The organism is Dorea longicatena (assembly GCF_024168045.1).
In the GTDB taxonomy this organism is placed as follows: domain Bacteria; phylum Bacillota; class Clostridia; order Lachnospirales; family Lachnospiraceae; genus Dorea_A.
In genome coordinates this window covers 2,309,653-2,333,504 of the sequence record NZ_CP100126.1, presented here as the reverse complement: position 1 = coordinate 2,333,504, position 23,852 = coordinate 2,309,653, and the positions used below count along the sequence as shown (strand labels likewise).

At 40.9% G+C, this 23,852-nt stretch carries 31 protein-coding genes and 1 tRNA gene; 26 read left to right on the top strand and 6 right to left on the bottom strand.

What is annotated here, in order from left to right:
* Window positions 1-74 precede the first annotated feature (74 nt).
* Genes yedE through NKF87_RS11090 form a run of 3 tightly spaced genes read left to right on the top strand, consistent with a single transcriptional unit; the run spans window position 75 to window position 1,666 of the window.
* Window positions 75-1,172, top strand: coding sequence for a YedE family putative selenium transporter (yedE, locus tag NKF87_RS11100; protein WP_117597707.1), 1,098 nt, complete (start codon window positions 75-77; stop codon window positions 1,170-1,172).
* A 51-nt stretch (window positions 1,173-1,223) separates the two neighbouring features.
* Window positions 1,224-1,427, top strand: a complete 204-nt coding sequence (locus NKF87_RS11095) for a sulfurtransferase TusA family protein (RefSeq protein WP_028088475.1) — start codon at window positions 1,224-1,226, stop codon at window positions 1,425-1,427.
* A gap of 2 nt (window positions 1,428-1,429) precedes the next feature.
* Window positions 1,430-1,666, top strand: a complete 237-nt coding sequence (locus tag NKF87_RS11090; RefSeq protein ID WP_028088474.1) for a DUF3343 domain-containing protein — start codon at window positions 1,430-1,432, stop codon at window positions 1,664-1,666.
* Between the two features lie 117 nt (window positions 1,667-1,783).
* Here the strand turns inward: NKF87_RS11090 and NKF87_RS11085 are convergent, their stop codons facing one another.
* Window positions 1,784-2,371, bottom strand: a complete 588-nt coding sequence (locus NKF87_RS11085; RefSeq protein ID WP_028088473.1) for a TetR/AcrR family transcriptional regulator — start codon at window positions 2,369-2,371, stop codon at window positions 1,784-1,786.
* A 166-nt stretch (window positions 2,372-2,537) separates the two neighbouring features.
* Entirely contained in the window at window positions 2,538-3,572 is a 1,035-nt protein-coding gene (locus NKF87_RS11080; protein ID WP_044919936.1) for a proline racemase family protein, read from the bottom strand.
* A 294-nt stretch (window positions 3,573-3,866) separates the two neighbouring features.
* Here NKF87_RS11080 and NKF87_RS11075 point away from each other — a divergent pair.
* From NKF87_RS11075 to NKF87_RS11045, 7 genes are all read left to right on the top strand, one after another.
* Window positions 3,867-3,964, top strand: a tRNA-Sec gene (locus NKF87_RS11075).
* A gap of 140 nt (window positions 3,965-4,104) precedes the next feature.
* Window positions 4,105-5,520, top strand: coding sequence for a proline reductase-associated electron transfer protein PrdC (gene prdC, locus NKF87_RS11070; protein ID WP_028088471.1), 1,416 nt, complete (start codon window positions 4,105-4,107; stop codon window positions 5,518-5,520).
* A 204-nt stretch (window positions 5,521-5,724) separates the two neighbouring features.
* Entirely contained in the window at window positions 5,725-7,581 is a 1,857-nt protein-coding gene (gene prdA, locus NKF87_RS11065) for a D-proline reductase (dithiol) proprotein PrdA (RefSeq protein WP_117597706.1), read from the top strand.
* A gap of 17 nt (window positions 7,582-7,598) precedes the next feature.
* Window positions 7,599-7,898, top strand: coding sequence for a CBO2463/CBO2479 domain-containing protein (locus NKF87_RS11060; protein WP_028088469.1), 300 nt, complete (start codon window positions 7,599-7,601; stop codon window positions 7,896-7,898).
* Window positions 7,899-7,900: 2 nt separating this feature from the next.
* Window positions 7,901-8,626 carry a D-proline reductase (dithiol) protein PrdB gene (gene prdB / locus NKF87_RS11055; protein WP_117597705.1) on the top strand — a complete coding sequence of 242 codons (726 nt, stop codon included), beginning with the start codon at window positions 7,901-7,903 and terminating at the stop codon, window positions 8,624-8,626.
* Between the two features lie 211 nt (window positions 8,627-8,837).
* Entirely contained in the window at window positions 8,838-9,605 is a 768-nt protein-coding gene (gene prdD, locus NKF87_RS11050) for a proline reductase cluster protein PrdD (RefSeq protein ID WP_028088466.1), read from the top strand.
* 20 nt (window positions 9,606-9,625) lie between these two features.
* A complete protein-coding gene (locus tag NKF87_RS11045) occupies window positions 9,626-10,108 on the top strand; it encodes a glycine/sarcosine/betaine reductase component B subunit (RefSeq protein WP_055214632.1) in 483 nt (160 codons plus the stop codon).
* Between the two features lie 91 nt (window positions 10,109-10,199).
* Here NKF87_RS11045 and NKF87_RS11040 read toward each other — a convergent pair whose 3' ends face one another.
* Window positions 10,200-10,739 (bottom strand): YcxB family protein, encoded by a 540-nt coding sequence (locus tag NKF87_RS11040; RefSeq protein WP_055283703.1) that lies wholly within the window; start codon window positions 10,737-10,739, stop codon window positions 10,200-10,202.
* Window positions 10,740-10,894: 155 nt separating this feature from the next.
* Window positions 10,895-11,785: a permease gene (locus tag NKF87_RS11035; protein WP_117597704.1), complete on the bottom strand. Its 891-nt coding sequence runs from the start codon at window positions 11,783-11,785 to the stop codon at window positions 10,895-10,897.
* Window positions 11,786-12,750: 965 nt separating this feature from the next.
* On the opposite strand from NKF87_RS11035, the gene NKF87_RS11030 reads away from it, so the two are divergent.
* Window positions 12,751-14,109 carry a sodium-dependent transporter gene (locus NKF87_RS11030; RefSeq protein ID WP_117597703.1) on the top strand — a complete coding sequence of 453 codons (1,359 nt, stop codon included), beginning with the start codon at window positions 12,751-12,753 and terminating at the stop codon, window positions 14,107-14,109.
* 120 nt (window positions 14,110-14,229) lie between these two features.
* Here NKF87_RS11030 and NKF87_RS11025 read toward each other — a convergent pair whose 3' ends face one another.
* Together NKF87_RS11025 and NKF87_RS11020 are read right to left on the bottom strand one after the other, a co-directional pair.
* A complete protein-coding gene (locus NKF87_RS11025; RefSeq protein WP_055283713.1) occupies window positions 14,230-15,102 on the bottom strand; it encodes a LysR family transcriptional regulator in 873 nt (290 codons plus the stop codon).
* Between the two features lie 156 nt (window positions 15,103-15,258).
* On the bottom strand, window positions 15,259-16,626 hold the full coding sequence (locus NKF87_RS11020) for a sodium-dependent transporter (RefSeq protein WP_055283715.1): 1,368 nt from the start codon (window positions 16,624-16,626) through the stop codon (window positions 15,259-15,261).
* A 508-nt stretch (window positions 16,627-17,134) separates the two neighbouring features.
* Between NKF87_RS11020 and rpsJ the strand changes: the two genes are divergently transcribed.
* The 15 genes from rpsJ (at window position 17,135) to NKF87_RS10945 (ending at window position 23,842) form a co-directional block, all read left to right on the top strand.
* Window positions 17,135-17,446: a 30S ribosomal protein S10 gene (gene rpsJ / locus NKF87_RS11015; RefSeq protein WP_006427379.1), complete on the top strand. Its 312-nt coding sequence runs from the start codon at window positions 17,135-17,137 to the stop codon at window positions 17,444-17,446.
* Window positions 17,447-17,523: 77 nt separating this feature from the next.
* Window positions 17,524-18,204 carry a 50S ribosomal protein L3 gene (rplC, locus tag NKF87_RS11010; RefSeq protein WP_117597702.1) on the top strand — a complete coding sequence of 227 codons (681 nt, stop codon included), beginning with the start codon at window positions 17,524-17,526 and terminating at the stop codon, window positions 18,202-18,204.
* Window positions 18,205-18,233: 29 nt separating this feature from the next.
* The gene (gene rplD / locus NKF87_RS11005) at window positions 18,234-18,854 is read left to right on the top strand and encodes a 50S ribosomal protein L4 (protein WP_117597701.1); all 621 of its coding nucleotides are present in this window, start codon (window positions 18,234-18,236) and stop codon (window positions 18,852-18,854) included.
* Entirely contained in the window at window positions 18,854-19,159 is a 306-nt protein-coding gene (gene rplW / locus NKF87_RS11000; RefSeq protein ID WP_006427386.1) for a 50S ribosomal protein L23, read from the top strand. Before rplD ends, rplW begins: the two co-directional genes overlap by 1 nt.
* A 57-nt stretch (window positions 19,160-19,216) precedes the next feature.
* Entirely contained in the window at window positions 19,217-20,059 is an 843-nt protein-coding gene (gene rplB, locus NKF87_RS10995; RefSeq protein WP_055283721.1) for a 50S ribosomal protein L2, read from the top strand.
* 23 nt (window positions 20,060-20,082) lie between these two features.
* Window positions 20,083-20,364, top strand: a complete 282-nt coding sequence (gene rpsS, locus NKF87_RS10990; protein ID WP_006427388.1) for a 30S ribosomal protein S19 — start codon at window positions 20,083-20,085, stop codon at window positions 20,362-20,364.
* Window positions 20,365-20,390: 26 nt separating this feature from the next.
* On the top strand, window positions 20,391-20,777 hold the full coding sequence (gene rplV / locus NKF87_RS10985) for a 50S ribosomal protein L22 (RefSeq protein ID WP_004607294.1): 387 nt from the start codon (window positions 20,391-20,393) through the stop codon (window positions 20,775-20,777).
* An 11-nt stretch (window positions 20,778-20,788) separates the two neighbouring features.
* The gene (gene rpsC, locus NKF87_RS10980) at window positions 20,789-21,442 is read left to right on the top strand and encodes a 30S ribosomal protein S3 (protein WP_006427389.1); all 654 of its coding nucleotides are present in this window, start codon (window positions 20,789-20,791) and stop codon (window positions 21,440-21,442) included.
* Window positions 21,443-21,444: 2 nt separating this feature from the next.
* Window positions 21,445-21,882 carry a 50S ribosomal protein L16 gene (gene rplP / locus NKF87_RS10975; protein WP_006427390.1) on the top strand — a complete coding sequence of 146 codons (438 nt, stop codon included), beginning with the start codon at window positions 21,445-21,447 and terminating at the stop codon, window positions 21,880-21,882.
* Window positions 21,872-22,075, top strand: coding sequence for a 50S ribosomal protein L29 (gene rpmC / locus NKF87_RS10970; RefSeq protein WP_028088456.1), 204 nt, complete (start codon window positions 21,872-21,874; stop codon window positions 22,073-22,075). Before rplP ends, rpmC begins: the two co-directional genes overlap by 11 nt.
* 37 nt (window positions 22,076-22,112) lie before the next feature.
* Window positions 22,113-22,367, top strand: a complete 255-nt coding sequence (gene rpsQ, locus NKF87_RS10965) for a 30S ribosomal protein S17 (protein WP_022416483.1) — start codon at window positions 22,113-22,115, stop codon at window positions 22,365-22,367.
* A gap of 19 nt (window positions 22,368-22,386) precedes the next feature.
* Window positions 22,387-22,755: a 50S ribosomal protein L14 gene (gene rplN, locus NKF87_RS10960; RefSeq protein WP_006427393.1), complete on the top strand. Its 369-nt coding sequence runs from the start codon at window positions 22,387-22,389 to the stop codon at window positions 22,753-22,755.
* A 15-nt stretch (window positions 22,756-22,770) separates the two neighbouring features.
* The gene (gene rplX, locus NKF87_RS10955; protein WP_022416484.1) at window positions 22,771-23,082 is read left to right on the top strand and encodes a 50S ribosomal protein L24; all 312 of its coding nucleotides are present in this window, start codon (window positions 22,771-22,773) and stop codon (window positions 23,080-23,082) included.
* Between the two features lie 23 nt (window positions 23,083-23,105).
* Complete coding sequence (gene rplE / locus NKF87_RS10950; RefSeq protein WP_028088455.1) at window positions 23,106-23,645, top strand: 50S ribosomal protein L5; 540 nt, start codon at window positions 23,106-23,108, stop codon at window positions 23,643-23,645.
* Between the two features lie 11 nt (window positions 23,646-23,656).
* Window positions 23,657-23,842, top strand: coding sequence for a type Z 30S ribosomal protein S14 (locus NKF87_RS10945; protein ID WP_006427396.1), 186 nt, complete (start codon window positions 23,657-23,659; stop codon window positions 23,840-23,842).
* Window positions 23,843-23,852 lie beyond the last annotated feature (10 nt).

Genomic DNA, 23,852 nt, shown 5'->3' with positions numbered 1-23,852 from the left:
ATAAATTCATAAAAAAGTATGTCAGGCATAAGTTATGGGGAAATGCAAAAATGAGAGTGTAGGAGGAAATACGAATGAATTTATCAGATTCAAAGAAAAAACTGGCGCTGGCCGGTGTTGTATGTGGTATTGTAGCGGCATGCCTCGCAGCACTTGGAAATCCGGCAAACATGGCATTCTGTATTGCATGCTTTATCCGCGATACGGCAGGAGCAATGGGACTGCATCAGGCGGAAGTGGTACAGTATGCAAGACCTGAGATCATCGGACTTGTACTGGGAGCATTTATCATTTCTGTGGCAACAAAAGAATATCGCTCAACAGCAGGATCATCTCCGATGATTCGTTTTGTACTTGGTGTAATCATTATGATCGGTGCACTGGTATTCCTTGGATGTCCGCTCCGTATGGTGCTCCGTATGTCAGCAGGTGATCTGAATGCATGGGTTGCATTTGTTGGCTTTATTCTTGGAGTTGGAACAGGAGTGTTTGCATTAAAGAATGGTTTCAGCCTTGGAAGAGCGCATATTACAAATAAGTCAAGTGGAGCAGTGCTTCCGGCGGTCGTTGTTGGAATTCTTATCCTTGCCACATGTACAACGCTTTTTAAAGCAAGCCAGGCAGGACCGGGAAGTATGCATGCACCAATCATCGCATCTTTAGTAGGCGGACTTGTATTCGGTGCATTTGCACAGAAGTCAAGAATGTGTTTTGCGGGTAGTATCAGAGATATCATCCTGATGAAGAACTTCGATCTGATCAGCGTGATTGCAGGTTTATTTGTTGTTATGCTGGTATTCAATATTGCGACAGGACGTTTCGTGGTAGGATTCAATACACCGGGAGTCATCGCACATTCGGAACATTTGTGGAATATCCTGGGAATGTACACTGTGGGATTTGCAGCAGTTCTTGCAGGTGGATGCCCGCTTCGTCAGCTGATCCTTGCAGGGCAGGGTTCTTCGGATTCGGCTGTAACGGTTGTCGGAATGTTTGTCGGATCTGCAATCTGCCATAATTTTGGACTTGCAGCAAGTGGAACAGCTCTGAATCCAGAGACGAAAGAAGTGGTAGCAGGTGCGGTACCGGTAAATGGGAAAGTGGCATGTATCATCTGTATTGTGATCTGCTTCATTATAGCATTTACAAATAAGAGAGAAGAAGCAAAATAAGATTGAAATATGTGTAAATACGTAGTATTCTAGGAAAGAAGGAATTAAATTATGAAAGAAGTAGATGCAAGAGGTCTTTCTTGCCCGGAACCTTTGATGCTGACAGCAGAGGCATTAAAAGGAGCAGCAGGACCTGTGAAAATTCTTGTCACAGAGCCGCATCAGATGATGAATGTTGAGAAATTTGCCAAAGATAAAGGTAAAAAGCCAACATCTGTGCAGAAAGACGGTTACTACGAAGTGGTGATTGAGTAAACATGAGAAAAAAAGTAATGAAACTTGTTGTAACATTCCATACAACATCGGATGCAATGGCGATGGAAAAGATATGCAAGGAAAGAAGTGTGCCGGGAAGACTGATTCCGGTTCCGAGAGCAATCTCAGCGGGCTGTGGACTTTCCTGGTGTGCAGACCTGACAGACAGGGAACAGATTCTTGATGTGATGAAAGATGTCGGAATTGAACAGGAAGATGTTCATGAATGTCTGGTGTAGGAGAATTGTGATAAAATTCTGATACAGACTTTATAAGAAGAATTTAAAAAACAGATAAAAGGCGATGCTAATAGAGGAGAAGATACGAAATCTTCTGTTAGCATCGCCTTTTTGATATTAAATTCCTTCTACAAATGTGTCCAGTACATGAGGCAATAGTTTGTCAGAACGTTCAGTCAGTGAGAATTTACCTTTAAACAATGCCCAGTCATATAAAAGAGCCCGCTCGTACATAGCATAGATATCCATGAGTTCAGCGGCGGTGCTTGTACTTTTGAATTCTCCTTTGGCAAGCCCCTCTTCCATAATTTCTGTAAGCCATTTGAAATAGATCCGTTTCTTGTCGGAAAGGGATTTCTTGTCTTTGGTGATCAATTGCGAAGAATAAAGGTATGCAAGCAAATGGATATCCACGCTGGTCTCGATCATGTAGAATAATTCGTGATTCAAAAATAATAGTTTATCATAACTGGAAAGATTCGGATCGATCACGGCGGCAAGGTCTTCGTATTTCTGATCAAAAAGATAGGAAAGAGAGTTTAAAAGCGCTTCTTTTCCTTTAAAATAATGGTAAAATGTGCCTTTTGATGTTTTGGCGGCATTGATAATATCTTCTACAGTGGTCTGTTCATAACCGTTTTTGTAGAAAAGATTCCAGGCTGCTTTGACAATACGGCTTTTTGTGGATCTGCGTTTACGCGGCATTCGGATCATTCCTTTCTCTTGGTATTTATATAACAGGAGAACACGCCCGGATAATAGTTCTCTGAACATGAAAACGCTGTCTAAGTAAAAAAATAGAAGCGGATCATATGAATCCGCTTCTATCATCATATATGATAATGCAATCTAATTCAACCCCGAATATGCATTAACCTACAAGGAAACCATATTTTAATGGATCTGTAGAGTCAATTAAGTAAGTAGCAACACCTGTAAGATATGCACTTCCTGTGATCATTGGGATTACTGCATCGTAATCACCGATCTTAGTTTCTTCTTTGATCACACCTTTGAAGCGTGTTCCCATGAAACTTTCGTAAATAAATTCTTCACCAATTCCAAGTTCGCCCCATCCGTGAAGAGTAGCAAGTTTGGCACTTGTACCTGTTCCGCAAGGTGAACGGTCAGCCTGAGCATCTCCGAATACAACAACGTTTCTCATTGTAGCCTGATCCGGATTCGGTGTTGGTCCGTAGAATTCAACCAGGTCAACTTCTGTGATGTCCAGAGTTGGATGCTGAATCTTAACTTCTGCGTTGACTTTATCACGAATCTTCATTCCGAGTTCTGTATAAGCAGGAACTGTCTTAGCGTTGATTTCGCCAATGTCAAGCTTTGTAGTATCAACCAGTGCGAAGAAACTTCCACCGAAAGAAATAGTATAAGGAATGTCTACTCCGTCGATATTAACTGTTAAGTTGTCTTTGTAAATGAATGCAGGTACGTTTGTAAGAGTTACATCTGTTACCTTTCCGTCTTTTACATGAGCTTTTGTTCTGATGATTCCTGCAGGAGCATCCAGAACAACTTCGTTCTCTCCTTCGTGGCATTCAACAAGACCTGCTTCAAGGGCTACTGTAACAGCTCCGATCGTACAGTGTCCGCACATGTTCAGGTATCCGCCTGTATCCATGAAGATTACCCCAAGATCTGCTTCTTCGTGGATCGGCTCACAAAGGAAAGCACCGAACATATCGTGATGTCCTCTCGGCTCCAGCATTAATGCTGTACGAACGTGGTCGTATTTTTCCTCCATCCATTTTTTCTTTTCGATCATTGTGCTGCCTTCTGGCTCAGGGAATCCTCCGATGACCATACGACAGAACTCACCGGCTGTATGAGCATCTACAACCTGAAGTGCCTCTTCAAACCGGTCGAAGTTAACTTTTGCTTCTAACTTCATAATCCTTACCTCCTTATGATTTTCTTATAGAAACAATCTATAAGTTTTTATAAAAACACATTGAAAACATCTATATTTTCGTAGTGCCTTTTTCTATGGGTAAAAAATAAAAATATAAAATTAACAAATATTACGATATAAAATTAACAAATAGACCATGTTCTAGTATCGTGTTCAATCTGTTGATTTCATTATGTACGAAATCCCTTGAAAAGTCAATGATTTTTTGGTATTATAAAAATAAATAAAAGTGTTGAAAAATAAGGATAAATGTGATATGGTTAATAGGCACATGGGGGTAGTTGGGTAACTGGTGTGCCTCCTAGTCTTCAAAACTAGTGTAGGGCGTTAAGAGCGTCCTGGGTGGGTTCGATTCCCACATGCCTCCGCCAAAAAAACAAGCAATTCTGTTAAAAAAATGGCGAAGATGAATTTATAGAATTTATCTATAATGAAAAAAATGTGAATAAGTAAACGAACTGTATAGTTTCGTTTTGACTTAGATAAAATATTAAAAAAGGAGAAGTGTGTCATGGGAAATGTACAGATGTTATTACGCCAGCATGTTGGCGCTCCTTGTGCACCATGTGTAGAAGTTGGTGCTGAGGTGAAAAAAGGTACTCTCATTGCTACACCAACAGGCCTGGGAGCTAACATTTTTTCAAGCGTGTATGGAAAAGTAACAGAGATTACAGAAGACCGCATCATCATCGAGCCGGCCGCTGAACAGCCGGATGAATTCGTTCCTGTTACCGAATCAGTAGAAGGTATCACAGATGAGTCATCAAAGCTTGATTTGGTGAAAGCAGCCGGAATCGTAGGAATGGGAGGAGCTGGATTCCCGACAGGAGTAAAACTTAATATTAATTTAGAAGAAACTCCGATGGGTGAGCTTGATCCTGAGATCAACCCAGAGCTTCCGAAAGACTTCAAACTGGATTGTGGATACATTCTTGTAAATGCAGCTGAATGCGAACCGGGACTGGAACACAACACAAGACAGATCGAAGAGCAGAGTGATAAATTAATCCGTGGTATTAAATATAGTATGGAAATCACTCACGCAAAGAAAGCAATTATTGCTATTAAGAAGAAACATCATAAAGCAATCAAGGTATTACAGAAAGCTCTTGAGAATGAGCCTGATATCAAGATGCACCTGATGGCTGATATCTACCCGATGGGTGAGGAACGTGCAGTAGTAAGAGAGTGTCTTGGGGTATTACTCACAACTACACAGCTTCCATCAGCAGCTAGATCTGTTGTTATCAATGTAGAAACTGTCTGTAAGATTGCTGAAGCGGTTGATGAAAAGAAACCTTGTATCAGCAAGAATATGACAGTCCGTGGTAAATTAAACGGTGGAAATGAAGCACATGTATTCTTCGATGTACCGGTAGGTGTAAGCGTTGGAGAGATGATCGAAAAAGCCGGCGGAATCGACGGAAAATATGGCGAGATCATCATGGGTGGAGCTTTCACAGGAAAGTCTACTACATTAGATGCACCAACAACCAAGACGACAGGAGCAATCCTTGTAACAGTCGAGTTCCCGGATCTCCACGGAGCAACAATGGGGATTCTTGTATGTGCCTGCGGCGGAAGCGAAGAGCGTATGCGTGAGATCGCTTCTAAGATGAATGCAAAAGTAGTATCTATGTGCAAATGTAAACAGGCAATTGAAAATAAACCGGGAGCACCACTGAAGTGCTTAAGACCTGGTAACTGTCCTGGACAGGTTAAGAACAATATGCAGTTCAAGAAAGACAAATGTGAATACATTCTGATCGGTAACTGCTCAGACTGTTCAAATACTGTAATGGCGTCAGGACCGAAGATGGGACTGAAAGTATTCCATCAGACAGACCACGTTATGAGAACAGTTGGACATCCGCTGTACAGAAGCCTGAAGGTTTCAAAAGAAGTAAGTCAGGATATTGATTTTTAATCACTGTCCGAAATGACACAATATTATCAAAATTATATTATGGTATTACTGTTGCGTACAATGAGGTAGAAGACCCCCGATTCTTTTGCCCGCCAGAAGTAATTGAGAGGTTCTTCTGAATGTTGTATGTAACTGTATATATATTAAAATTACAATATCCCGTAAGGGACAATGTACCGAAACAAAACAAGGAGGGAAAACAATATGTCAATCACAGCTGAAACAGCAAAAGCACATGCTCATGATCCTGCAGTACTGTGCTGTAGAGCAGAAGCTGGTATCACAATTGAACCGGCGAACCTCGAAGATCCAGCAATCTTTGATGATCTGGTAGATTCAGGATTATTAAACCTGGACGGATGCCTTACTATTGAAGAAGTACTGGGTGCAAAACTTACAAAAACATGTGATTCTCTTTGCCCGTTAACAAATGATGTTCTGGATGGTGTAAAAGCACCTACAACTCCAGCAGAAGAAAAGGCAGAGGAAGAAGCTCCAGCAGAGGAAGCTGCACCGGCAGCACCAGTTGCAACAGCAGCAACAGTAGCTGGAGGAACACTCAAGATCCATATCGGAGAAGGAAAAGATATCAATCTTGAAATTCCGGTTGGAGCTCTTGGAGCAACAGGAGAAGCAGTAGCAGAAGTACCTGCAGCAGCAGTAGCAGCTACAGCAACAGCAGAAGCACCTGTTGAAGAAACAAAAGTAGTAGGAACATTAACAAGAAGACACATTAAGATCACAGAGGTTAAGAGAGGACCAGAGACAAAGATCGAAGGAACAACTCTTTACATCCGTGAAGGAATTGAAGCAGAAGTAATTGCTAATCAGGAACTGGTTAAAGATTTCCATCTTGAAATCATCACTCCTGACCAATACCACACATACTCAGAGACAATCATGGATGTTCAGCCAATCGCTACAAAAGAAGGCGATGCAATCCTTGGTGAAGGCGCAACAAGAGTACTTGACGGCGTTGTTATGATGCTGACAGGAACAGATGAAGGCGGAGTTCAGATCGGTGAGTTCGGTTCTTCAGAAGGATACCTTGACGAGAACATCATGTGGGGACGTCCTGGATGCCCGGATAAGGGAGAAATCTTTATCAAAGGTAACATCGTAGTTCAGGAAAAGACTAACATGGAACGTCGTGGACCTATGGCTGCACATACAGCATTCGATATCATTACTCAGGAAATCCGTGAAGTAATGAAAGAATTAGATGACAGCTTCATCGTTGAAGACGAAGAACTGAAATCTATCCGTCGTCCAGGTAAGAAGAAAGTCGTAATCGTAAAAGAAATCATGGGACAGGGAGCTATGCATGATAACTTCATCCTTCCTGTAGAACCAGTTGGTATCCTTGGCGCAAGAGCTAACGTAGACTTAGGAAACGTACCTGTATGCGTATCTCCACTTGAGGTACTTGATGGATGTATCCATGCATTAACATGTATCGGACCTGCATCTAAAGAGATGTCAAGACATTACTGGAGAGAGCCACTTGTACTTGAAGCTTTACATGATGAAGAAGTTGACCTTTGCGGAGTTGTATTCGTAGGATCACCTCAGATCAATGCTGAGAAGTACTATGTATCTCGTCGTGTAGGACATACTGTAGAAATGATGGATGTTGACGGAGCTTTCGTTACAACAGAAGGATTCGGAAATAACCACATTGATTTCGCAAGCCACATCGAGCAGATCGGTATGAGAGGAATTCCTGTAGTAGGACTTTCATTCTGCGCTGTTCAGGGTGCACTTGTTGTTGGTAACAAGTACATGCAGTACATGGTTGACAATAACAAATCAGAGTCTGGTATCGAGAATGAGGTACTTGGATGTAATACACTTTGCCAGGAAGAGGGTATCCGTGCTCTTGCTATGCTGAAAGCAGCTATGGCTGGTGAAGAAGTAAAGGCCGCTGAGAAGAAGTGGAATCCAAACGTTAAATCTACAAACGTAGAGCTGATCGAAGCAGCTTGCGGTAAGAAGATTGAACTCGTAGACAACGAACAGTCTCTGCCGATGAGCCAGAAACGTAAAGAAAAATACGACTAAGATCGGGTGTTATCATAATGGATAATGAACGTTTACACTATGGCGATAAGATCATTTATATGGAAGGTGTGATCGTAGATGTTGATGACTGTAGCATCAGCATCGACTTGAAAGGACGTCTGGGGTTCTTTAAAGCTCCGAAGAGAATGTTCATCTGCGATACAGAACCGAAAGTAGGTCAGGAAGTTGGCTGGAACATGAGTTTTCCGGAACAGCTCGGACCGGAAGTAAATGAGAAATACGTCAGCAATATTGAAAAAGAACGTCGCAAACAACAAGAAATGCAAGCACGTTTGGATGCTAATAAGGAGGATTAAAAATGAGTTTAACGGTTGTTAAAGGCTTACAGTCTGAAATATTCGTTCCTATTACTCCACCGTCAGTATGGGCTCCTGTAACAAAAGAGTTAAAAGATATGTCTATCGCTCTTGCAACAGCAGCAGGTGTTCACAAGAAGAGCCAGGAGAGATTTAACCTTGCTGGTGACTTCACATGGAGAAAGATCGAAAACACTACACCATCTAGTGATCTGATGGTATCACACGGTGGATATGATAACAGTGATGTTAACAAGGACATCAACTGTATGTTCCCAATTGACAGAATTCATGAATTAGCTGCAGAAGGATTTATCAGAGCTTGTGCTCCTGTACATGCTGGATTCATGGGTGGTGGTGGAAACCAGGAGAAATTCAAACATGAAACTGGTCCTGCTATCGCTGAAATGTTCAAAAATGAGGATGTTGACGCAGTAATCCTCACCGCTGGCTGAGGTACCTGCCACCGCTCTGCAGTATTGGTGCAGAGAGCGATTGAAGAAGCTGGAATTCCTACAATTATTATTGCAGCTCTTCCACCAGTTGTTCGTCAGACTGGTACTCCTCGTGCGGTAGCTCCGTTGGTACCTATGGGTGCTAATGCGGGTGGTCCTCACAACGTAGAACAGCAGACACAGATCGTAAAGGCAACTCTGGAGCAGTTAGAGAAAATCGAAACTCCAGGAAAGATTGTTCCGTTGCCATTCGAGTATGTTGCTAAGATCTAATTCTATTTAAAGAATATTGTTGATCTTAAGAAGGGCAGATGTATTTTGCATCTGCCCTTTTTTAAAAAAAGAATGAGACAATATATTGGAATTTCTTGCAGTATATTGTATACTAGAGACATGGAGAAGGCATAGAAAGGGGCAGAGATATGCTTAATTTCCTGAACGGTACAGGAAAGAGATATGCCTTAAGAATATAGGAGGTGACATGATGGCTGAGAAAGAGATAGACTTAAGACGCCTTGTGATCAAAGCATTTCATATGACAGATGTGGAATGGGGTGAACACAATAATATCACAACGGATGGACATATGACAGTCAGTAAAGAGATGATCGATCAGCTTGTTGCACAGGATGATTGTATTGAGAAGATTGATATTCAAATCATAAAACCGGGAGACCACGACAGATGGACGAACACGATCATGGATATCATTCCAATCTCAACAAAAGTGCTTGGTAAATTGGGAGAAGGAATTACTCACACCATAACCGGTGTATATGTAATGCTGACAGGCGTTGATGTGAATGGAAAGCAGTGTCACGAATTTGGTTCATCGGAAGGGAATCTGAAAGAACAGTTATACTTAAACCGTGCAGGTACACCGGGAGATGATGATTATATCATTTCTTTTGATGTTACATTTGCGGCCGGAATGGGACAGGAGAGACATGGACCATTTACTGCGCACAGACTGTGTGATGAATTTATTCAGACATACAGGGATAAACTGAAAAAGTTCAAAGGGGACAAGTGTACGGAACGGCATGAATATCATGATAAGGTGAGACCTGGAAAGAAGAAGGTTGTTATTATCCGTCAGGTTGCAGGTCAGGGAGCTATGTATGATACGTGGATGTTCCCGGATGAACCGTCAGGAGTTGAAGGCGGACGTTCAATTATCGATATGGGTAATATGCCGGTTATGATTACTCCAAATGAGTACAGAGACGGTATTATCCGTTCGATGCAGTAATAATAGGAGGTGCAGAAGTTATGGGTATTGGACCATCGACAAAAGAAACATCATTACATCATTTCAGAGATCCTCTTCTGGAAGTCGTATCTGAGGATACAGATCTGGACCTTCTTGGACTTATTATAGTAGGGACTCCGGATGATAATAAAGATAAGATGCTGGTTGGAACCAGAGCGGCAGCAATGGCTGAGTGTATGCGTGCAGATGGTGTGATCATATCATCAGATGGATGGGGAAATAGTGATGTGGATTATACCAACACATGTGAACAACTTGGTATTCGTGGAATTCCGGTAACGGGACTTAATTTCAGCGGAACGGTTGCGAAGTTCGTTGTAGTCAATGATTATCTGGATGGAATCATTGATATTAATAAGAGTGCCGATGGCACAGAAACAGACGTTGTCGGAGAAAATAATATGGTGAAAGTAGACTGTCTGAAGGCGAAGGCACTTCTGAAACTCAAGATGCGCCATAAAGACGAACTGGAAGGACGTTAAAATATCTGGACAGAATGTCTGAAAAAAGGAAAACGGAGAACTTGTAAAAAGAGAAGATTACCACATTTTGCGATGGAAATCTTCTCTTTTTCTATTTGTCAAATGCCGGATCAATAGGTCCGTATTTGATTTCCGGATGCTGTTCTAACATCCATTGTTTAAAACTGCTCGAATCCCCTTCTGTAAAAGAGTCTTTGTCAAGCATAACTCCTTCTATCTGATCTTTGGAAGTTAATTTATAATAAGTTTTTGCTTCTTCAAATTTTGTGAGATCTTCCCAGTTTACATGATTGTTGATCTTATTGTTGATAAAGAGTGCTATATCTTTCTCACGGATCATCACTTTACATGTCCAGTCTTTTCCATTGAAATATTGTGCGCGTGTCACACGGAAAGTTTTGTCAGCATGCATCCATTTGAAAAATACTCCGCGGTAGAGGGCTATAAAGGAAAGTGTAGCACCAACAGACTGCCATCTGAGCGAAGCGCCTACATGATGAAAATAAATCCAGCCAAAAGTTCCGGCTGCGAAGATTATACAATATACGTAAAAGATGGGAAGCCTCCAGAATTTTGGAGCTGCCCATTTGTCATAACGCTTGCGTGTCATTACATATTCGTTAACAAACATATGATATTCTCCATAAATAAAATTGTAATGCGTGGAAACTGCACAGGCAGTTCCTCTTGTGTGTCAGGATATAAAGATGGCAGTCTGTTAAGACTGCCATCCGGATGTTATTTTGTTTAAATAAGTGCATTGCTTATTTATATGTTTTGCGGATATTAAGCAATACCTTTTGCTTTATCTTTCTTTGCTGCACTAAGTAATGTGTAAGAAGTCCAAAGAAGAACGATACAAATTAAGTTGATGAGCCAGAACATCGGAAGTCCTGTAACCACTTTCCATGCAATGAATACACCGATACATCCGCCGAGCGCATTACCGACTGTGTGTGGTACGTCATATCTGTGTGATTTAATGAACTCGATAGAACAAGCCGGCATTAAGCATGCGCAAGATCCCATGAATACAGGGAAGCATGTAGCAGCATCAACACCAAGAAGCAGACATGTTGCCATACATGGTGCATAAAGACCGAAACCGATATCCATTAAAGCACCCCATAAGATATTAAGAGCTGCGGCAACGATCAGTTTCCATCCGCTTAATCCTGTTGCAGTACCAACAATACCGAAAGGTCCGACACCTAAGTTCTTGCAAAGCATGATCGCAGCAAGAGGAATCATAATGGTTCCAAGAGCAATTCTGATCTTGTTACGTGGCCATTTTGTTACGATGGATGCAAATCCGAATGAACCAACAGCGGCACAGATATACATTACCCATAAGAAGATAGGATCACATTCTACAGAAGTTGTGAAGATGAATGCCTCAAAAATAACTGGGAATGTGTCACCAACATTCAGTGTACCCGGAATGTTGATATCATCAATCTGATTAAAAAGTTTGTACATGAATGTTGATGGTGCATAGGAACCACATCCTAAAGTATCAAGGAAGTTGGCTATGATACCAACCGCAAAAGCGGAACCCCACTGCTTACCTGTAGAACCTTTGAGTTCATCCATGCGGTTCTTGCCTATGTCGACAACAAGGCCGATACCTGTTCCGGCGAACAAAACACCTAATAAAATTTGGATCGCTAATAACATAAATTCATCCCTCCAGATTTTCATATTTAATTGTTGACAAGCTATACATGTGAATGCATAAGTGCAAAATGTATTTTAGCACTTTAAAAAGGAAATCTTATACACCCCGATTTGTAAAGATTTTCTATAAATTCACGCATTGCTTTGTATTAATATTTTACCAATTAAATCGTTAAAAGTCAATCAAACATGAAAATTATAGACAGATTCAATAAGAAAAAGCACGACATCTGAACATGTCGTGCTCTTTCTTATTGGTATGTCATTGAGAGGTTTTTCCTCGTTGCATTGCAGTTTTGTCTTTATATACAAAGCTGGGGAATGCTCCTCTATATAGAGGATGTATATATCAATTGGAGTTCACCTTCGCAAGGTCATTCTTGGGGGAAACGACCAGCTTAGGTATAACTGCAATAACAACCATAATAATGGTTTCTTAAAAACAAATTACTACAATATAATGTCTGATTCTAAAAGAGCAGTTCCCGCATAATAGAATTCTGTTAAGGAACCGCCGTTGGTGTCTGTTTTTAAGTTGATATTAATATAGCACGTTAATTCGATGATGTCAATAAGGATGTAAAAAACTGGCATTGCAACAAGAAAATGTGGAATTGATGGGTGCTCTTTCGTGCAATTTTAATGAATAAATGAGAAATGATGTCAAAAATAATATACAAGAAGCAGCTTGAAGAGTCGGGATTGTGAAAAAATATGAGTGAATAGTAATGTTTGCGGGGAAATATATGTAAATATGCACGAAATATAAATATTGACAGATAATTTCCTGCCTGTTATAATAGGAACAGATTTTACGTGACAAGGGTGTTACTTCTTGAGGAAAGAGAAGTAACGCCCTTTTTGTTTTAGACCAAAGTATGAATGAGACAGTAGAAATTAAGGATAATCAAACCAGGGAATAAAAGGGTCATGTAGAATACTTAAAAGGATAGGAGTGATTATATATGAGTGATCACAAAGAAGCAAAAAGTTTCTCGAGATTCGGTTATATTATGGTAGCGGCCGGTGCTGCGATAGGACTGGGTAATATTTGGAAATTCCCGTATCTGGCTTACGGTGACGGAGGAGGAGCGTTTGTTCTGATTTACATTGTAATCTGTATTCTTCTGGGACATCCGATCGTTCAGGCGGAACAGGCAGTTGGACGTAGAGGACGTGCAAGTGCAGCCGCAAGCTATGGCGTAATTCATCCGAAATGGCGATTTGTCGGAGTAATTAATATAGTATGTACATTCCTCATTGATATTTATTATCTGGTTGTATCCGGATGGGTACTCAAATATTTTGTTACTTATGTAGTGTCCGGTGATTTTGGCAAGGATAAACAGGCATACTTTGATAATTATATCAGCAGTACAACGCAGCCATTGATCTATAGCCTGATTATTATTGCAATCATTGTCTTTTTCCTTTTCTTCGGGATTACGAATATTGTTGAGAAAGCTTCAAAGGTGATTATGCCGATGCTGGCAGTATTACTTCTTGTATGCGGTATTTATGCATTAATCGTTGTGCCGGGAGCTGTGGATGGATTGAAATATTATTTTGTGCCGGATTTCAGTAAATTCGGAATGCAGCAGTTCGCAGATGCATGTATGCAGGTATGTTTCTCTGTTGGTATTGGATGGGGTATCTTTACAACTCTTGGTGCGAGCATGGATAAAGACGCTAATCTGAAGGCGGATGCATGGTGGGTAGATATCTGCGATACCTTTATTGCGCTGCTTGCCGGGTTTGTTATCATCCCGACTGTTGTCGGGACAGGAAGTGAGATGTCTTCCGGACCATCGCTTGTGTTTGTCGCAATGACACAGATTTTTGAAACGTTACCGGGTGGAAGAATTATTGGTATCTTTTTCTTCGCATCTTTGATTTTTGCGGTTATTTCAACATTCTTTACGATTCTTGAAATTCCGCGTATGTATGTACAGGAGAAGACGCATACGTCACATCAGGTTTCTCTGATTATTACAGCGGCTCTGGTGTACGGCGGAAGTGTTCTCTGTTCTTTGTCAAAAGGCGAACTTAGCTGGTTGAAACTTCCATGGCCGAGTTTTCAGGGAATTGCTTATTATGATATTTATGATTGGTGCGACTGCCTGAGTGGTTATGTACTCCTGCCTCTGGGCGTATTGCTGACGTGTTTCTATATTGTGAAAGCATGGGGATTTAATGAGTATGAAAAAGAACTTACGAATAATGGTAAACATGGAAAGTTATCTATGTATGATAAGTTGTCTCTGGCAGTGATCTGTCCGGTGCTTACATTGATTGTAATACTTCATGTGTTTGGATTTATTTAAGGCATTGAGTGCATCTGATACATTATATATAATAGAAAATCCTGCTGTAATCGCTCTGAAAAACAGCAGGGTTTTTATTTGTTAAGTAAAGTATACAGATAAAACAGCAGCTTTGCGGGATTAATCATCTAACAGGAAATTTTTCGCGTATTCCAGAAATGTCTTGGAAGCCGGTGACAAATCTTCTAAAGAAGAATAGGCCAGGCCTAACTGCCGGGTAATCGTTGGTTTCAGCGGACGTTTGACGAATTTTCCTTGTTGACCACGGAGCAGAAGACCTGGGAGGATAGAGTATCCAAGTTCGTGTTCTACCATAGAAAGAGAAGAAAATTCATTTCGGGTTACGTAACGGATATCCGGATGGATTTTATTCTTTCTTAAGACACGGTGCACATCGCTTCCGGGTGTATATTCAGTGATGATAAAAGGAGCTCCTTCGAATACTTCGATCGGAATTTCCGCTTCTTTGGCAAGCGGATCGTTTTCCGGAATAACTGCATACATTGGATCGTCCATGACAGGAAGAAATTGATACTTATGATTTTTCTGCAGGCTGATAAATCCGATATCTACGCGGCGCTCCTGAATCCAGTCGGCAAGTTCGCCTTCAACACCCTCGATTACCTGGATGATAATATCCGGATGCTTCTGTTGGAATTCACGGATGATCTTTGGAATCCAGTGAATCGAACAGCTGAGATAAGTACCGATCCGGATTGTGCCTCTTTGAGCACCGTTTAACGCTGCAATTTCCTGATGAATCACCTCGTCGGCATTCAATAATGTGCGGATTGCCGGAATCAGTGATTTGGCCTCATTTGTAAGTCTGATACCGTGGTGATCTTTGATATAGAGTGGAAATCCGACCTTTTTTTCCAGGTTTTTCATCATTTGTGTAATGCCGGATTGTGTGTAACCGAGTTCTGCGCCTACACGGGTAAAGCTGCCGTAATCATCTACGGCCAGCATGATTTTCCAACTTTTGATGTCCATTCTTTTATTCTCCAATGTATAAAAAATACAAAAATTCGTGAAAATTTATTTGCTTATTAATAGTAGCGAAAAAATATAAAAATTACAAGTAAATAAAATTAAAATTTTTAAAAATATCATATGGCCGAAGAAAGTGTCGGTGTCTGACACCGGATTTTAGCGTATGAATCCGAATACATTCAGAATAATGATCACCATGAAGACCGGAACGACAATGTAAGTAAGAATCTTATCATATAAAGTAATTCTTCCGAATTTGCCGTTGTTCGTAAGTTCTTTTTCGTATTCTTCAAATCCCCAGACCTTGGATACGAAGAGACAGACAAGAAGACAACCGAGCGGAAGCAGGATATATCCGGTAAATGTGTCAAGCCAGTCATAGAGTCCGAGATAGGATATACCGGAAGCGTCCAGCCATGGAAGCTTTATACCGCTTAATACTCCGAATCCGAGAGAAACGATAATGTTGCCGGCCCCGATGATCAGAGAAATGATAAGTGTTGCCTTGATCCGGCCCATTTTCAGGTTATCTTCGAAAGTGCGGATAGAAATCTCAAAGAATGTAAATAATGATGAAATCACGGCAAATACAATCGCAAGGAAGAAACAGATGCCGATCAGACGTCCTCCAGGCAGTTTGCTGAAGATGCCGGTCATTACAAGGAATATCAGGCTCGGGCCGCTTTGCATATCGACTCCGCCTGCGAATGCGGATGGAATAATTACAAAGCCGGCAAGGATGGCAGCACCGGTATCGCAGATGGATACAAGAATGGCATCGCTCTTTAGATTATTCTTTTTTGGAATATTTGCCCCCAGTGTTTCATAGATTCCCCAGCCGATACCTACAGAGAAGAGCACCTGTGTTGCAGCCTGGGAAAATACGGTGAAACTGAACTTGCTGAAATCAGGAAGAAGATAGTATTTTAATCCTTCAATTGCGTTATCGGTTACAAAGATCGCCCAGATACCACATATAATAAGGAAGAGAAAGAGTATCGGCATGATAATCTTGGTTACTTTTTCTACAAGATTGGTGATTCCGAACAGTAACAATATAGAGACGAATACCAGTAAGATCATAGCCCAAATAATCGGTTCGACAGTTGAAGTGGTAAAATCTGTGAAGTAGGCCTGTTTGTCGGAACCGAAGTCGCCGCTTATAATGTATTGAAAAGCGTACTTGAGTACCCATCCACCGACAACGACATAATACATATTGATAAGTAGTGTACAGATATTTGCCAACCAGCCGACGAATCCCCATTTTTTATTAATACGTTCAAAACAGGTTACTGTGTCTGAAGCGCTGTGGCGTCCGATTGCAGTCTCCATCTCTACCATTGGATGAGCCATGACGGCAACAATCAGGATATAGACGACCAGAAATACACCGCCACCGCCCTGATAAGCGAGGTATGGGAATTTCCAGATGTTTCCTAGTCCGATTGCAGCACCGGCCGCAACCATGATGTATCCAAACCTTGAGCTCCATTCACGAGATTGATTTCCATTTTCGCTCATATGTAACACGCTCCATTCTCTATTATATTTTTGCAAAAAAGGGAAGCAAAACATCTCTGATGTCTGACTTCCCTGTCTGCACTGGTTTATAGTAACAGTATAGTCTGAAAAAATGAAAATATCAATAGAGATATTAGAAAACATAATGCAGATATAATGAAAAGTGATACTTTTAGCGAAAAATTAACAGCGCCGATATAAAAGAGAATCTGAAAGATTGTACGGTAAAAAAAACAAAAATAGTACTTGCATTATCTGCCGGATTGGGATATACTAAGAGAGCTGTGACATGATAGCGTTGAAGCGTGAGGTTGCTGCTGGAGATCAGCAGGTTTTCCGTGGAGCGAATGTCAAGTTAGGAAACTGGCGACAAGTCACTGTACGAAACTACTATAACAGCCACTGCGATGTGGTAACAACGTGTGGGTTCTCACGACACACACGGGAGAGTGTACAGTCACCGCTTGTCGTACTCGATTATAAGTACGAAAAGGAGGCGACTTTTTTTATGGCAAGTCAAGTAATGAGAATCACTTTAAAGGCGTATGATCATCAGTTAGTAGATGCATCCGCTAAGAAAATCATCGAAACTGTAAAGAAAAATGGATCTAAGGTGAGTGGACCTGTACCACTTCCGACAAAGAAGGAAGTAGTTACAATCTTAAGAGCTGTTCACAAATACAAAGATTCCAGAGAGCAGTTCGAACAGAGAACTCATAAGAGACTGATCGATATCATTGCACCGACACAGAAGACTGTGGATGCATTATCAAGACTGGAAATGCCAGCTGGTGTAGCTATTGATATCAAAATGAAATAAGAAGCAGTAATTCCTATAATTTAGGATGAGCGTCCGAAAAAGGGCGTTCCGCTGTAAATCACAGGAGGTAAAATAAAATGAAGAAAGCTATTTTAGCAACAAAAGTCGGAATGACTCAGATCTTCAACGAAGACGGAACACTTACTCCGGTAACAGTTCTTCAGGCAGGACCTTGTGCTGTAACACAGATCAAGACTGTTGAGAATGACGGATATGAAGCTGTTCAGGTTGGATTCGTTGACAAGAAAGACAAGATCATCAACAAAGACAAAGGTGGAAAGAAAGAAATCGTTCACCGTCACGGTGTAACAAAGGCAGAGCAGGGACATTTTGCTAAAGCCGGTGTTACAGGTAAGAGATTTGTAAGAGAATTTAAATTTGAAAATGCTAGCGAATATGAGTTAGGTCAGGAAATCAAAGCTGATATCTTCGCTGCTGGAGATAAGATTGATGCAACTGCAATCTCTAAAGGAAAAGGATTCCAGGGTGCAATCAAACGTCACAATCAGTCAAGAGGACCTATGGCTCATGGTTCTAAGTATCATCGCCATGCTGGTTCAAACGGTGCTTGTTCAGATCCAAGTAAAGTATTCAAAGGAAAACACATGCCGGGACATATGGGAAGTAAGAAGATTACAGTCCAGAACCTTGTAGTTGTACGTGTTGATGCTGAGAATAACTTACTTCTGGTTAAAGGTTCAGTACCGGGACCTAAGAAATCTTTAGTAACTATCAAAGAAGCAGTAAAAGCTAACTAAGATTTGGCGAAGGAAGGAGGACACTTAAGATGGCTAACGTATCTGTTTATAATATCGAAGGTAAAGAAGTTGGTAAGATCGACTTAAGCGATGCTGTATTCGGTGTTGAAGTAAATGAACATCTTGTACACATGGCAGTTGTAAGCCAGCTTGCAAATAACCGTCAGGGAACACAGAAAGCGAAAACACGTTCTGAAGTTTCTGGTGGTGGAAGAAAACCATGGAGACAGAAAGGAACCGGTCATGCAAGACAGGGATCCACAAGAGCTCCACAGTGGACAGGCGGCGGAGTTGTATTCGCACCAGTTCCGAGAGATTATTCTTTCAAAATGAATAAGAGAGAGAAGAGAGCAGCTCTGAAATCTGCACTCACATCAAGAGTTGAAGAAAACAAATTTATCGTAATCGATGAGATCAACTTTGAAGAAGCAAAGACAAAGAACTTTGCAAACATTCTTAAGAATTTAGATGTATCTAAAGCATTAGTAGTATTAGAGGATGACAACAAAAATGCAGAACTTTCAGCAAGAAACATTGCTGACATCAAGACTGCAAAGACTAATACAATCAATGTGTACGATATCTTAAAATACAACACAGTAATCACAACAAAAGCTGTTGTTGCTAAAATCGAGGAGGTGTACGCATAATGGCAAACGTTCAGTATTATGATGTAATCCTTAAACCTGTAGTAACAGAAAAGAGTATGGAACTTATGGGAGAAAAGAAATACACTTTCTTGGTACACCCAGAAGCAACAAAATCTCAGATTAAAGAAGCTGTTGAAAAAATGTTTACCGGAACAAAAGTAGAGAAAGTAAACACAATGAATAACGACGGAAAGAAGAAAAGAGTTCGTGGAACTTACAACTTCGGAAAAACAGCTAAAACTAAGAAAGCAATCGTAAAACTCACAGAGGATAGCGCAGATATCGAGATCTTCCAGGGATTATAAGATTGCAAAGCATACGGACAGAAACCGTGACAATAAACAATTGAAAGGAGATTTATCATGGGAATTAAAACATACCGCCCATATACGCCTTCCAGAAGACAGATGACTGGTTCTGATTTCTCTGAAATCACAAAGACAACACCAGAAAAATCTCTGTTAGCTCCAAAGAGCAGACAGGCTGGACGTAATAATCAAGGAAAAATCACAGTTAGACACCGCGGAGGCGGAGCTAAGAAAAAATATAGAATTATCGACTTCAAGAGAAGAAAAGACAATATCCACGCAACTGTACTTGGCATCGAATATGATCCAAACAGAACAGCTAATATTGCTCTGATCTGCTATGAAGATGGTGAAAAAGCATATATCATCGCTCCAGAAGGACTTACAGATGGAATGACAATTATGAATGGACCAGAAGCCGAAGTTAAAATCGGTAACTGCCTTCCATTAGCACAGATTCCGGTTGGTACTCAGGTTCATAACATTGAGCTTCATCCTGGAAAAGGTGGACAGATGGTTCGTTCCGCTGGTAACAGTGCTCAGTTAATGGCGAAAGAAGGAAAATATGCGACACTCAGACTTCCATCAGGAGAAATGAGAATGGTACCGCTTGAGTGCAGAGCTTCTGTCGGAGTTGTTGGAAATGGTGATCACAACCTGATCAACATTGGTAAAGCAGGACGTAAACGTCATATGGGAATCAGACCTACAGTTCGTGGTTCTGTTATGAACCCGAATGACCATCCGCATGGTGGTGGTGAAGGTAAGACAGGAATCGGTCGTCCGGGTCCGTGTACACCTTGGGGCAAACCAGCACTTGGTCTTAAGACAAGAAAGAAAAATAAAGCTTCTAACAAGATGATCGTAAGAAGAAGAGATGGTAAAGCAATTAAATAGTTTTCATAAGGAGGTTAGAACCTATGGCACGTTCTATTAAAAAAGGACCATTCGCAGACGCAAGCCTGCTTAAAAAGGTTGATGCTATGAACGAGGCTGGAGACAAGTCTGTAATCAAGACATGGTCCCGTCGTTCTACAATCTTCCCAAGCATGATCGGACATACAATTGCTGTTCATGACGGAAGAAAGCATGTACCTGTATATGTTACTGAAGATATGGTTGGACACAAACTCGGAGAGTTCGTAGCAACCAGAACCTACAGAGGACACGGAAAAGACGAAAAGAAATCCAAAGTTAGATAATTAGATTGTGAAAGGAGGGTTCATCCATGGCTAAAGGACATAGATCCCAAATTAAAAGAGAAAGAAATGCTAACAAAGATACAAGACCTTCTGCTAAGTTATCTTACGCAAGAGTTTCTGTTCAGAAAGCATGCTTCGTATTAGATGCCATCAGAGGTAAGGATGTAACAACAGCACTTGGTATTTTGACATACAATCCAAGATATGCTTCTAGTTTAATAAAGAAATTATTAGAGTCTGCAATTGCAAATGCTGAGAATAACAACGGCATGAATGCTGAGAATCTGTACATTGCAGAGGCTTATGCAAACAAAGGACCAACAATGAAGAGAATCAGACCTAGAGCACAGGGTAGAGCTTACAGAATCGAAAAGAGAATGAGCCACATTACACTCGTGCTTGATGAAAGATAAGGAGGGCAAACATGGGACAGAAAGTTAATCCTCATGGTTTGAGAGTCGGAGTTATCAAAGACTGGGACTCAAGATGGTATGCAGAGAAAGATTTCGCAGACTGCTTAGTGGAAGACCATGAAATCAGAACATATCTTAAGAAGAGATTATACAGTGCTGGTATTTCTAAAATTGAAATCGAGAGAGCATCTGACCGCGTAAAGATCATCGTTTACACAGCAAAACCTGGTGTTGTAATCGGTAAAGGCGGAGCAGAGATCGAGAAAGTAAAAGGTGAATTAGCACAGTTTACAGATAAAAAGTTAATCGTTGACATCAAAGAAATCAAGAGACCGGATAAAGATGCTCAGTTAGTAGCTGAGAACATCGCATTACAGCTTGAAAACCGTATTTCTTTCAGACGTGCAATGAAATCCTGCATGTCAAGAACTATGAAATCTGGAGCACTTGGTGTTAAGACTTCTGTATCAGGACGTCTTGGTGGAGCTGACATGGCTCGTACAGAGTTCTACAGTGAGGGAACAATTCCTCTTCAGACACTGAGAGCAGACATTGACTACGGATTCGCTGAAGCAAACACAACTTACGGAAAAGTTGGTGTTAAAGTTTGGATCTACAAAGGCGAAGTTCTTCCGGAGAAAACAGTTAAGGAAGGAGATAGATAATCATGTTAATGCCAAAAAGAGTAAAACGTCGTAAACAATTCCGTGGTACCATGAAGGGTAAAGCTCTTCGCGGTAACCAGATTACAAACGGTGAATATGGTATCGTTGCAACGGAACCTTGCTGGATCCGTTCTAACCAGATCGAAGCAGCCCGTATCGCTATGACACGTTACATCAAGCGTGGTGGTAAAGTTTGGATCAAGATATTCCCAGATAAACCTGTAACTACGAAACCAGCTGAGACACGTATGGGTTCTGGTAAAGGAACCTTAGAATACTGGGTAGCTGTTGTTAAACCGGGACGCGTTCTTTTTGAGATCGCAGGTGTACCGGAAGAAGTTGCGAAAGAGGCTCTTCGTCTTGCAACTCACAAGCTGCCATGTAAATGTAAAGTAGTTTCTCGCGCAGACTTAGAAGGCGGTGATAACAGTGAAAATTAATGCATTTGTTGAAGATTTAAAAGCAAAATCAGCTGCAGAGCTGAATGAAGAATTAGTAGCTGCTAAAAAGGAACTTTTTAATTTAAGATTCCAGAACGCAACAAACCAGTTGGACAATACAAGCAGAATTAAAGAAGTAAGAAGAAATATTGCCAGAATTCAGACAGTAATCACTGAAAAGGCAGCTCAGTAGAAACTGAAAACTCACAAAATGAAAGGAGTTACAGACTGTGGAAAGAAATCTTAGAAAAACCAGAGTTGGTAAGGTTGTCAGCAACAAGATGGACAAAACTATCGTTGTAGCAATCGAAGATCATGTAAAACATCCACTTTACAAGAAGATTGTAAAGAAGACATATAAATTAAAAGCACATGATGAAAACAATGAGTGCAATATCGGCGACAAAGTAAAAGTTATGGAAACAAGACCTCTGTCAAAAGACAAGAGATGGAGACTTGTTGAAGTTATGGAAAAAGTGAAATAGTATAAGGAGGGAAACCTGCATGATACAGCAAGAAAGCAGACTTAAAGTAGCAGACAACACAGGTGCGAAAGAGTTACTGTGTATCCGTGTACTTGGCGGTTCAACAAGAAGATATGCAAGTATCGGTGATGTAATCGTTGCGACTGTTAAAGATGCAACACCAGGCGGCGTTGTTAAAAAAGGTGACGTAGTTAAAGCTGTAGTTGTTCGTACTGTAAACAGTACACGTCGTAAAGATGGATCTTACATCCGTTTCGATGAAAATGCTGCTGTAATTATAAAAGATGATAAGACACCAAGAGGAACCCGTATCTTCGGGCCAGTAGCAAGAGAGCTTCGTGACAAACAGTTCATGAGAATTGTTTCTCTGGCTCCGGAAGTACTTTAAGGAGGTGCGCGTAAGATGTCAATGTTAAAGATCAAAAAAGGTGATACAGTTAAGGTTATCGCCGGTAAAGATAAAGACAAAGAAGGCAAAGTTATCGCTGTTAACCAGAAGACAGGAAAGGTTATCGTTGAAGGCGTAAATATGCTGACAAAGCACACAAAACCAAGTGCTCAGAACCAGGAAGGCGGAATCGTTCGTCAGGAAGGACCAATCGATATCTCTAACGTAATGTATGTTCACAAAGGAACTGCTACAAGAGTTGGTATCAAGATGGATGGAGACAAAAAAGTACGTTACGCTAAATCAACAGGCGAAGTGATTGATTAATTTGAGGAAGGAGGTCCAAAGCTTTGAGTAGACTGAAAGAACAGTACCAGAACGAGATCGTTGATGCAATGATCAAAAAGTTCGGTTATAAAAATATTATGGAAGTACCAAAACTCGATAAAGTTGTTATCAACATGGGTGTTGGTGAAGCAAAAGATAACGCAAAACTTTTAGATGCTGCAATCGCTGACATGGAGAAAATCACAGGTCAGAAGGCTGTAGTTTGTAAAGCTAAAAAGTCCGTTGCTAACTTTAAAATCAGAGAGGGTATGCCGATCGGATGTAAAGTTACATTAAGAGGAGAAAAGATGTATGAGTTCGTTGACCGTCTGGTTAACCTTGCTCTTCCTCGTGTACGTGACTTTAGAGGTGTAAATCCTAACGCATTTGACGGAAGAGGTAACTATGCTCTCGGAATTAAAGAGCAGCTGATCTTCCCTGAGATCGAATACGATAAAGTAGATAAGGTAAGAGGTATGGATATCATCTTCGTTACTACTGCTAATACAGATGAAGAGGCACGCGAACTGCTCACTCAGTTCAACATGCCATTTACAAAATAAGGAGGTAAATTATGGCTAAGACAGCAATGAAAGTGAAACAGCAGCGCAAGCAGAAGTTCTCCACAAGAGAATACAATCGTTGCAGAATCTGTGGACGTCCACATGCATATTTGAGAAAATATGGTATCTGCCGTGTTTGCTTCCGTGAGTTAGCATACAAGGGACAGATTCCAGGTGTTAAGAAAGCAAGTTGGTAGGAGGAAAGAA

What these genes read in the sequence shown, in the direction of transcription:
- prdC (WP_028088471.1), top strand. Translation starts at nt 4,105, where the DNA reads ATGGGAAATGTACAGATGTTATTACGCCAGCATGTTGGCGCTCCTTGT.
- rplB (WP_055283721.1), top strand. Translation starts at nt 19,217, where the DNA reads ATGGGAATTAAAACATACCGCCCATATACGCCTTCCAGAAGACAGATG.
- rplX (WP_022416484.1), top strand. Translation starts at nt 22,771, where the DNA reads ATGTCAATGTTAAAGATCAAAAAAGGTGATACAGTTAAGGTTATCGCC.
- prdA (WP_117597706.1), top strand. Translation starts at nt 5,725, where the DNA reads ATGTCAATCACAGCTGAAACAGCAAAAGCACATGCTCATGATCCTGCA.
- NKF87_RS11085 (WP_028088473.1), bottom strand. Translation starts at nt 2,371, where the DNA reads ATGCCGCGTAAACGCAGATCCACAAAAAGCCGTATTGTCAAAGCAGCC.
- NKF87_RS11030 (WP_117597703.1), top strand. Translation starts at nt 12,751, where the DNA reads ATGAGTGATCACAAAGAAGCAAAAAGTTTCTCGAGATTCGGTTATATT.
- NKF87_RS11040 (WP_055283703.1), bottom strand. Translation starts at nt 10,739, where the DNA reads ATGTTTGTTAACGAATATGTAATGACACGCAAGCGTTATGACAAATGG.
- rpsJ (WP_006427379.1), top strand. Translation starts at nt 17,135, where the DNA reads ATGGCAAGTCAAGTAATGAGAATCACTTTAAAGGCGTATGATCATCAG.
- rplV (WP_004607294.1), top strand. Translation starts at nt 20,391, where the DNA reads ATGGCTAAAGGACATAGATCCCAAATTAAAAGAGAAAGAAATGCTAAC.
- rplN (WP_006427393.1), top strand. Translation starts at nt 22,387, where the DNA reads ATGATACAGCAAGAAAGCAGACTTAAAGTAGCAGACAACACAGGTGCG.
- NKF87_RS11025 (WP_055283713.1), bottom strand. Translation starts at nt 15,102, where the DNA reads ATGGACATCAAAAGTTGGAAAATCATGCTGGCCGTAGATGATTACGGC.
- NKF87_RS10945 (WP_006427396.1), top strand. Translation starts at nt 23,657, where the DNA reads ATGGCTAAGACAGCAATGAAAGTGAAACAGCAGCGCAAGCAGAAGTTC.
- NKF87_RS11020 (WP_055283715.1), bottom strand. Translation starts at nt 16,626, where the DNA reads ATGAGCGAAAATGGAAATCAATCTCGTGAATGGAGCTCAAGGTTTGGA.
- rplW (WP_006427386.1), top strand. Translation starts at nt 18,854, where the DNA reads ATGGCAAACGTTCAGTATTATGATGTAATCCTTAAACCTGTAGTAACA.
- rpsC (WP_006427389.1), top strand. Translation starts at nt 20,789, where the DNA reads ATGGGACAGAAAGTTAATCCTCATGGTTTGAGAGTCGGAGTTATCAAA.
- NKF87_RS11095 (WP_028088475.1), top strand. Translation starts at nt 1,224, where the DNA reads ATGAAAGAAGTAGATGCAAGAGGTCTTTCTTGCCCGGAACCTTTGATG.
- prdD (WP_028088466.1), top strand. Translation starts at nt 8,838, where the DNA reads ATGGCTGAGAAAGAGATAGACTTAAGACGCCTTGTGATCAAAGCATTT.
- yedE (WP_117597707.1), top strand. Translation starts at nt 75, where the DNA reads ATGAATTTATCAGATTCAAAGAAAAAACTGGCGCTGGCCGGTGTTGTA.
- NKF87_RS11035 (WP_117597704.1), bottom strand. Translation starts at nt 11,785, where the DNA reads ATGTTATTAGCGATCCAAATTTTATTAGGTGTTTTGTTCGCCGGAACA.
- NKF87_RS11080 (WP_044919936.1), bottom strand. Translation starts at nt 3,572, where the DNA reads ATGAAGTTAGAAGCAAAAGTTAACTTCGACCGGTTTGAAGAGGCACTT.
- NKF87_RS11090 (WP_028088474.1), top strand. Translation starts at nt 1,430, where the DNA reads ATGAGAAAAAAAGTAATGAAACTTGTTGTAACATTCCATACAACATCG.
- rplC (WP_117597702.1), top strand. Translation starts at nt 17,524, where the DNA reads ATGAAGAAAGCTATTTTAGCAACAAAAGTCGGAATGACTCAGATCTTC.
- rplP (WP_006427390.1), top strand. Translation starts at nt 21,445, where the DNA reads ATGTTAATGCCAAAAAGAGTAAAACGTCGTAAACAATTCCGTGGTACC.
- rpsS (WP_006427388.1), top strand. Translation starts at nt 20,083, where the DNA reads ATGGCACGTTCTATTAAAAAAGGACCATTCGCAGACGCAAGCCTGCTT.
- NKF87_RS11060 (WP_028088469.1), top strand. Translation starts at nt 7,599, where the DNA reads ATGGATAATGAACGTTTACACTATGGCGATAAGATCATTTATATGGAA.
- NKF87_RS11045 (WP_055214632.1), top strand. Translation starts at nt 9,626, where the DNA reads ATGGGTATTGGACCATCGACAAAAGAAACATCATTACATCATTTCAGA.
- rplD (WP_117597701.1), top strand. Translation starts at nt 18,234, where the DNA reads ATGGCTAACGTATCTGTTTATAATATCGAAGGTAAAGAAGTTGGTAAG.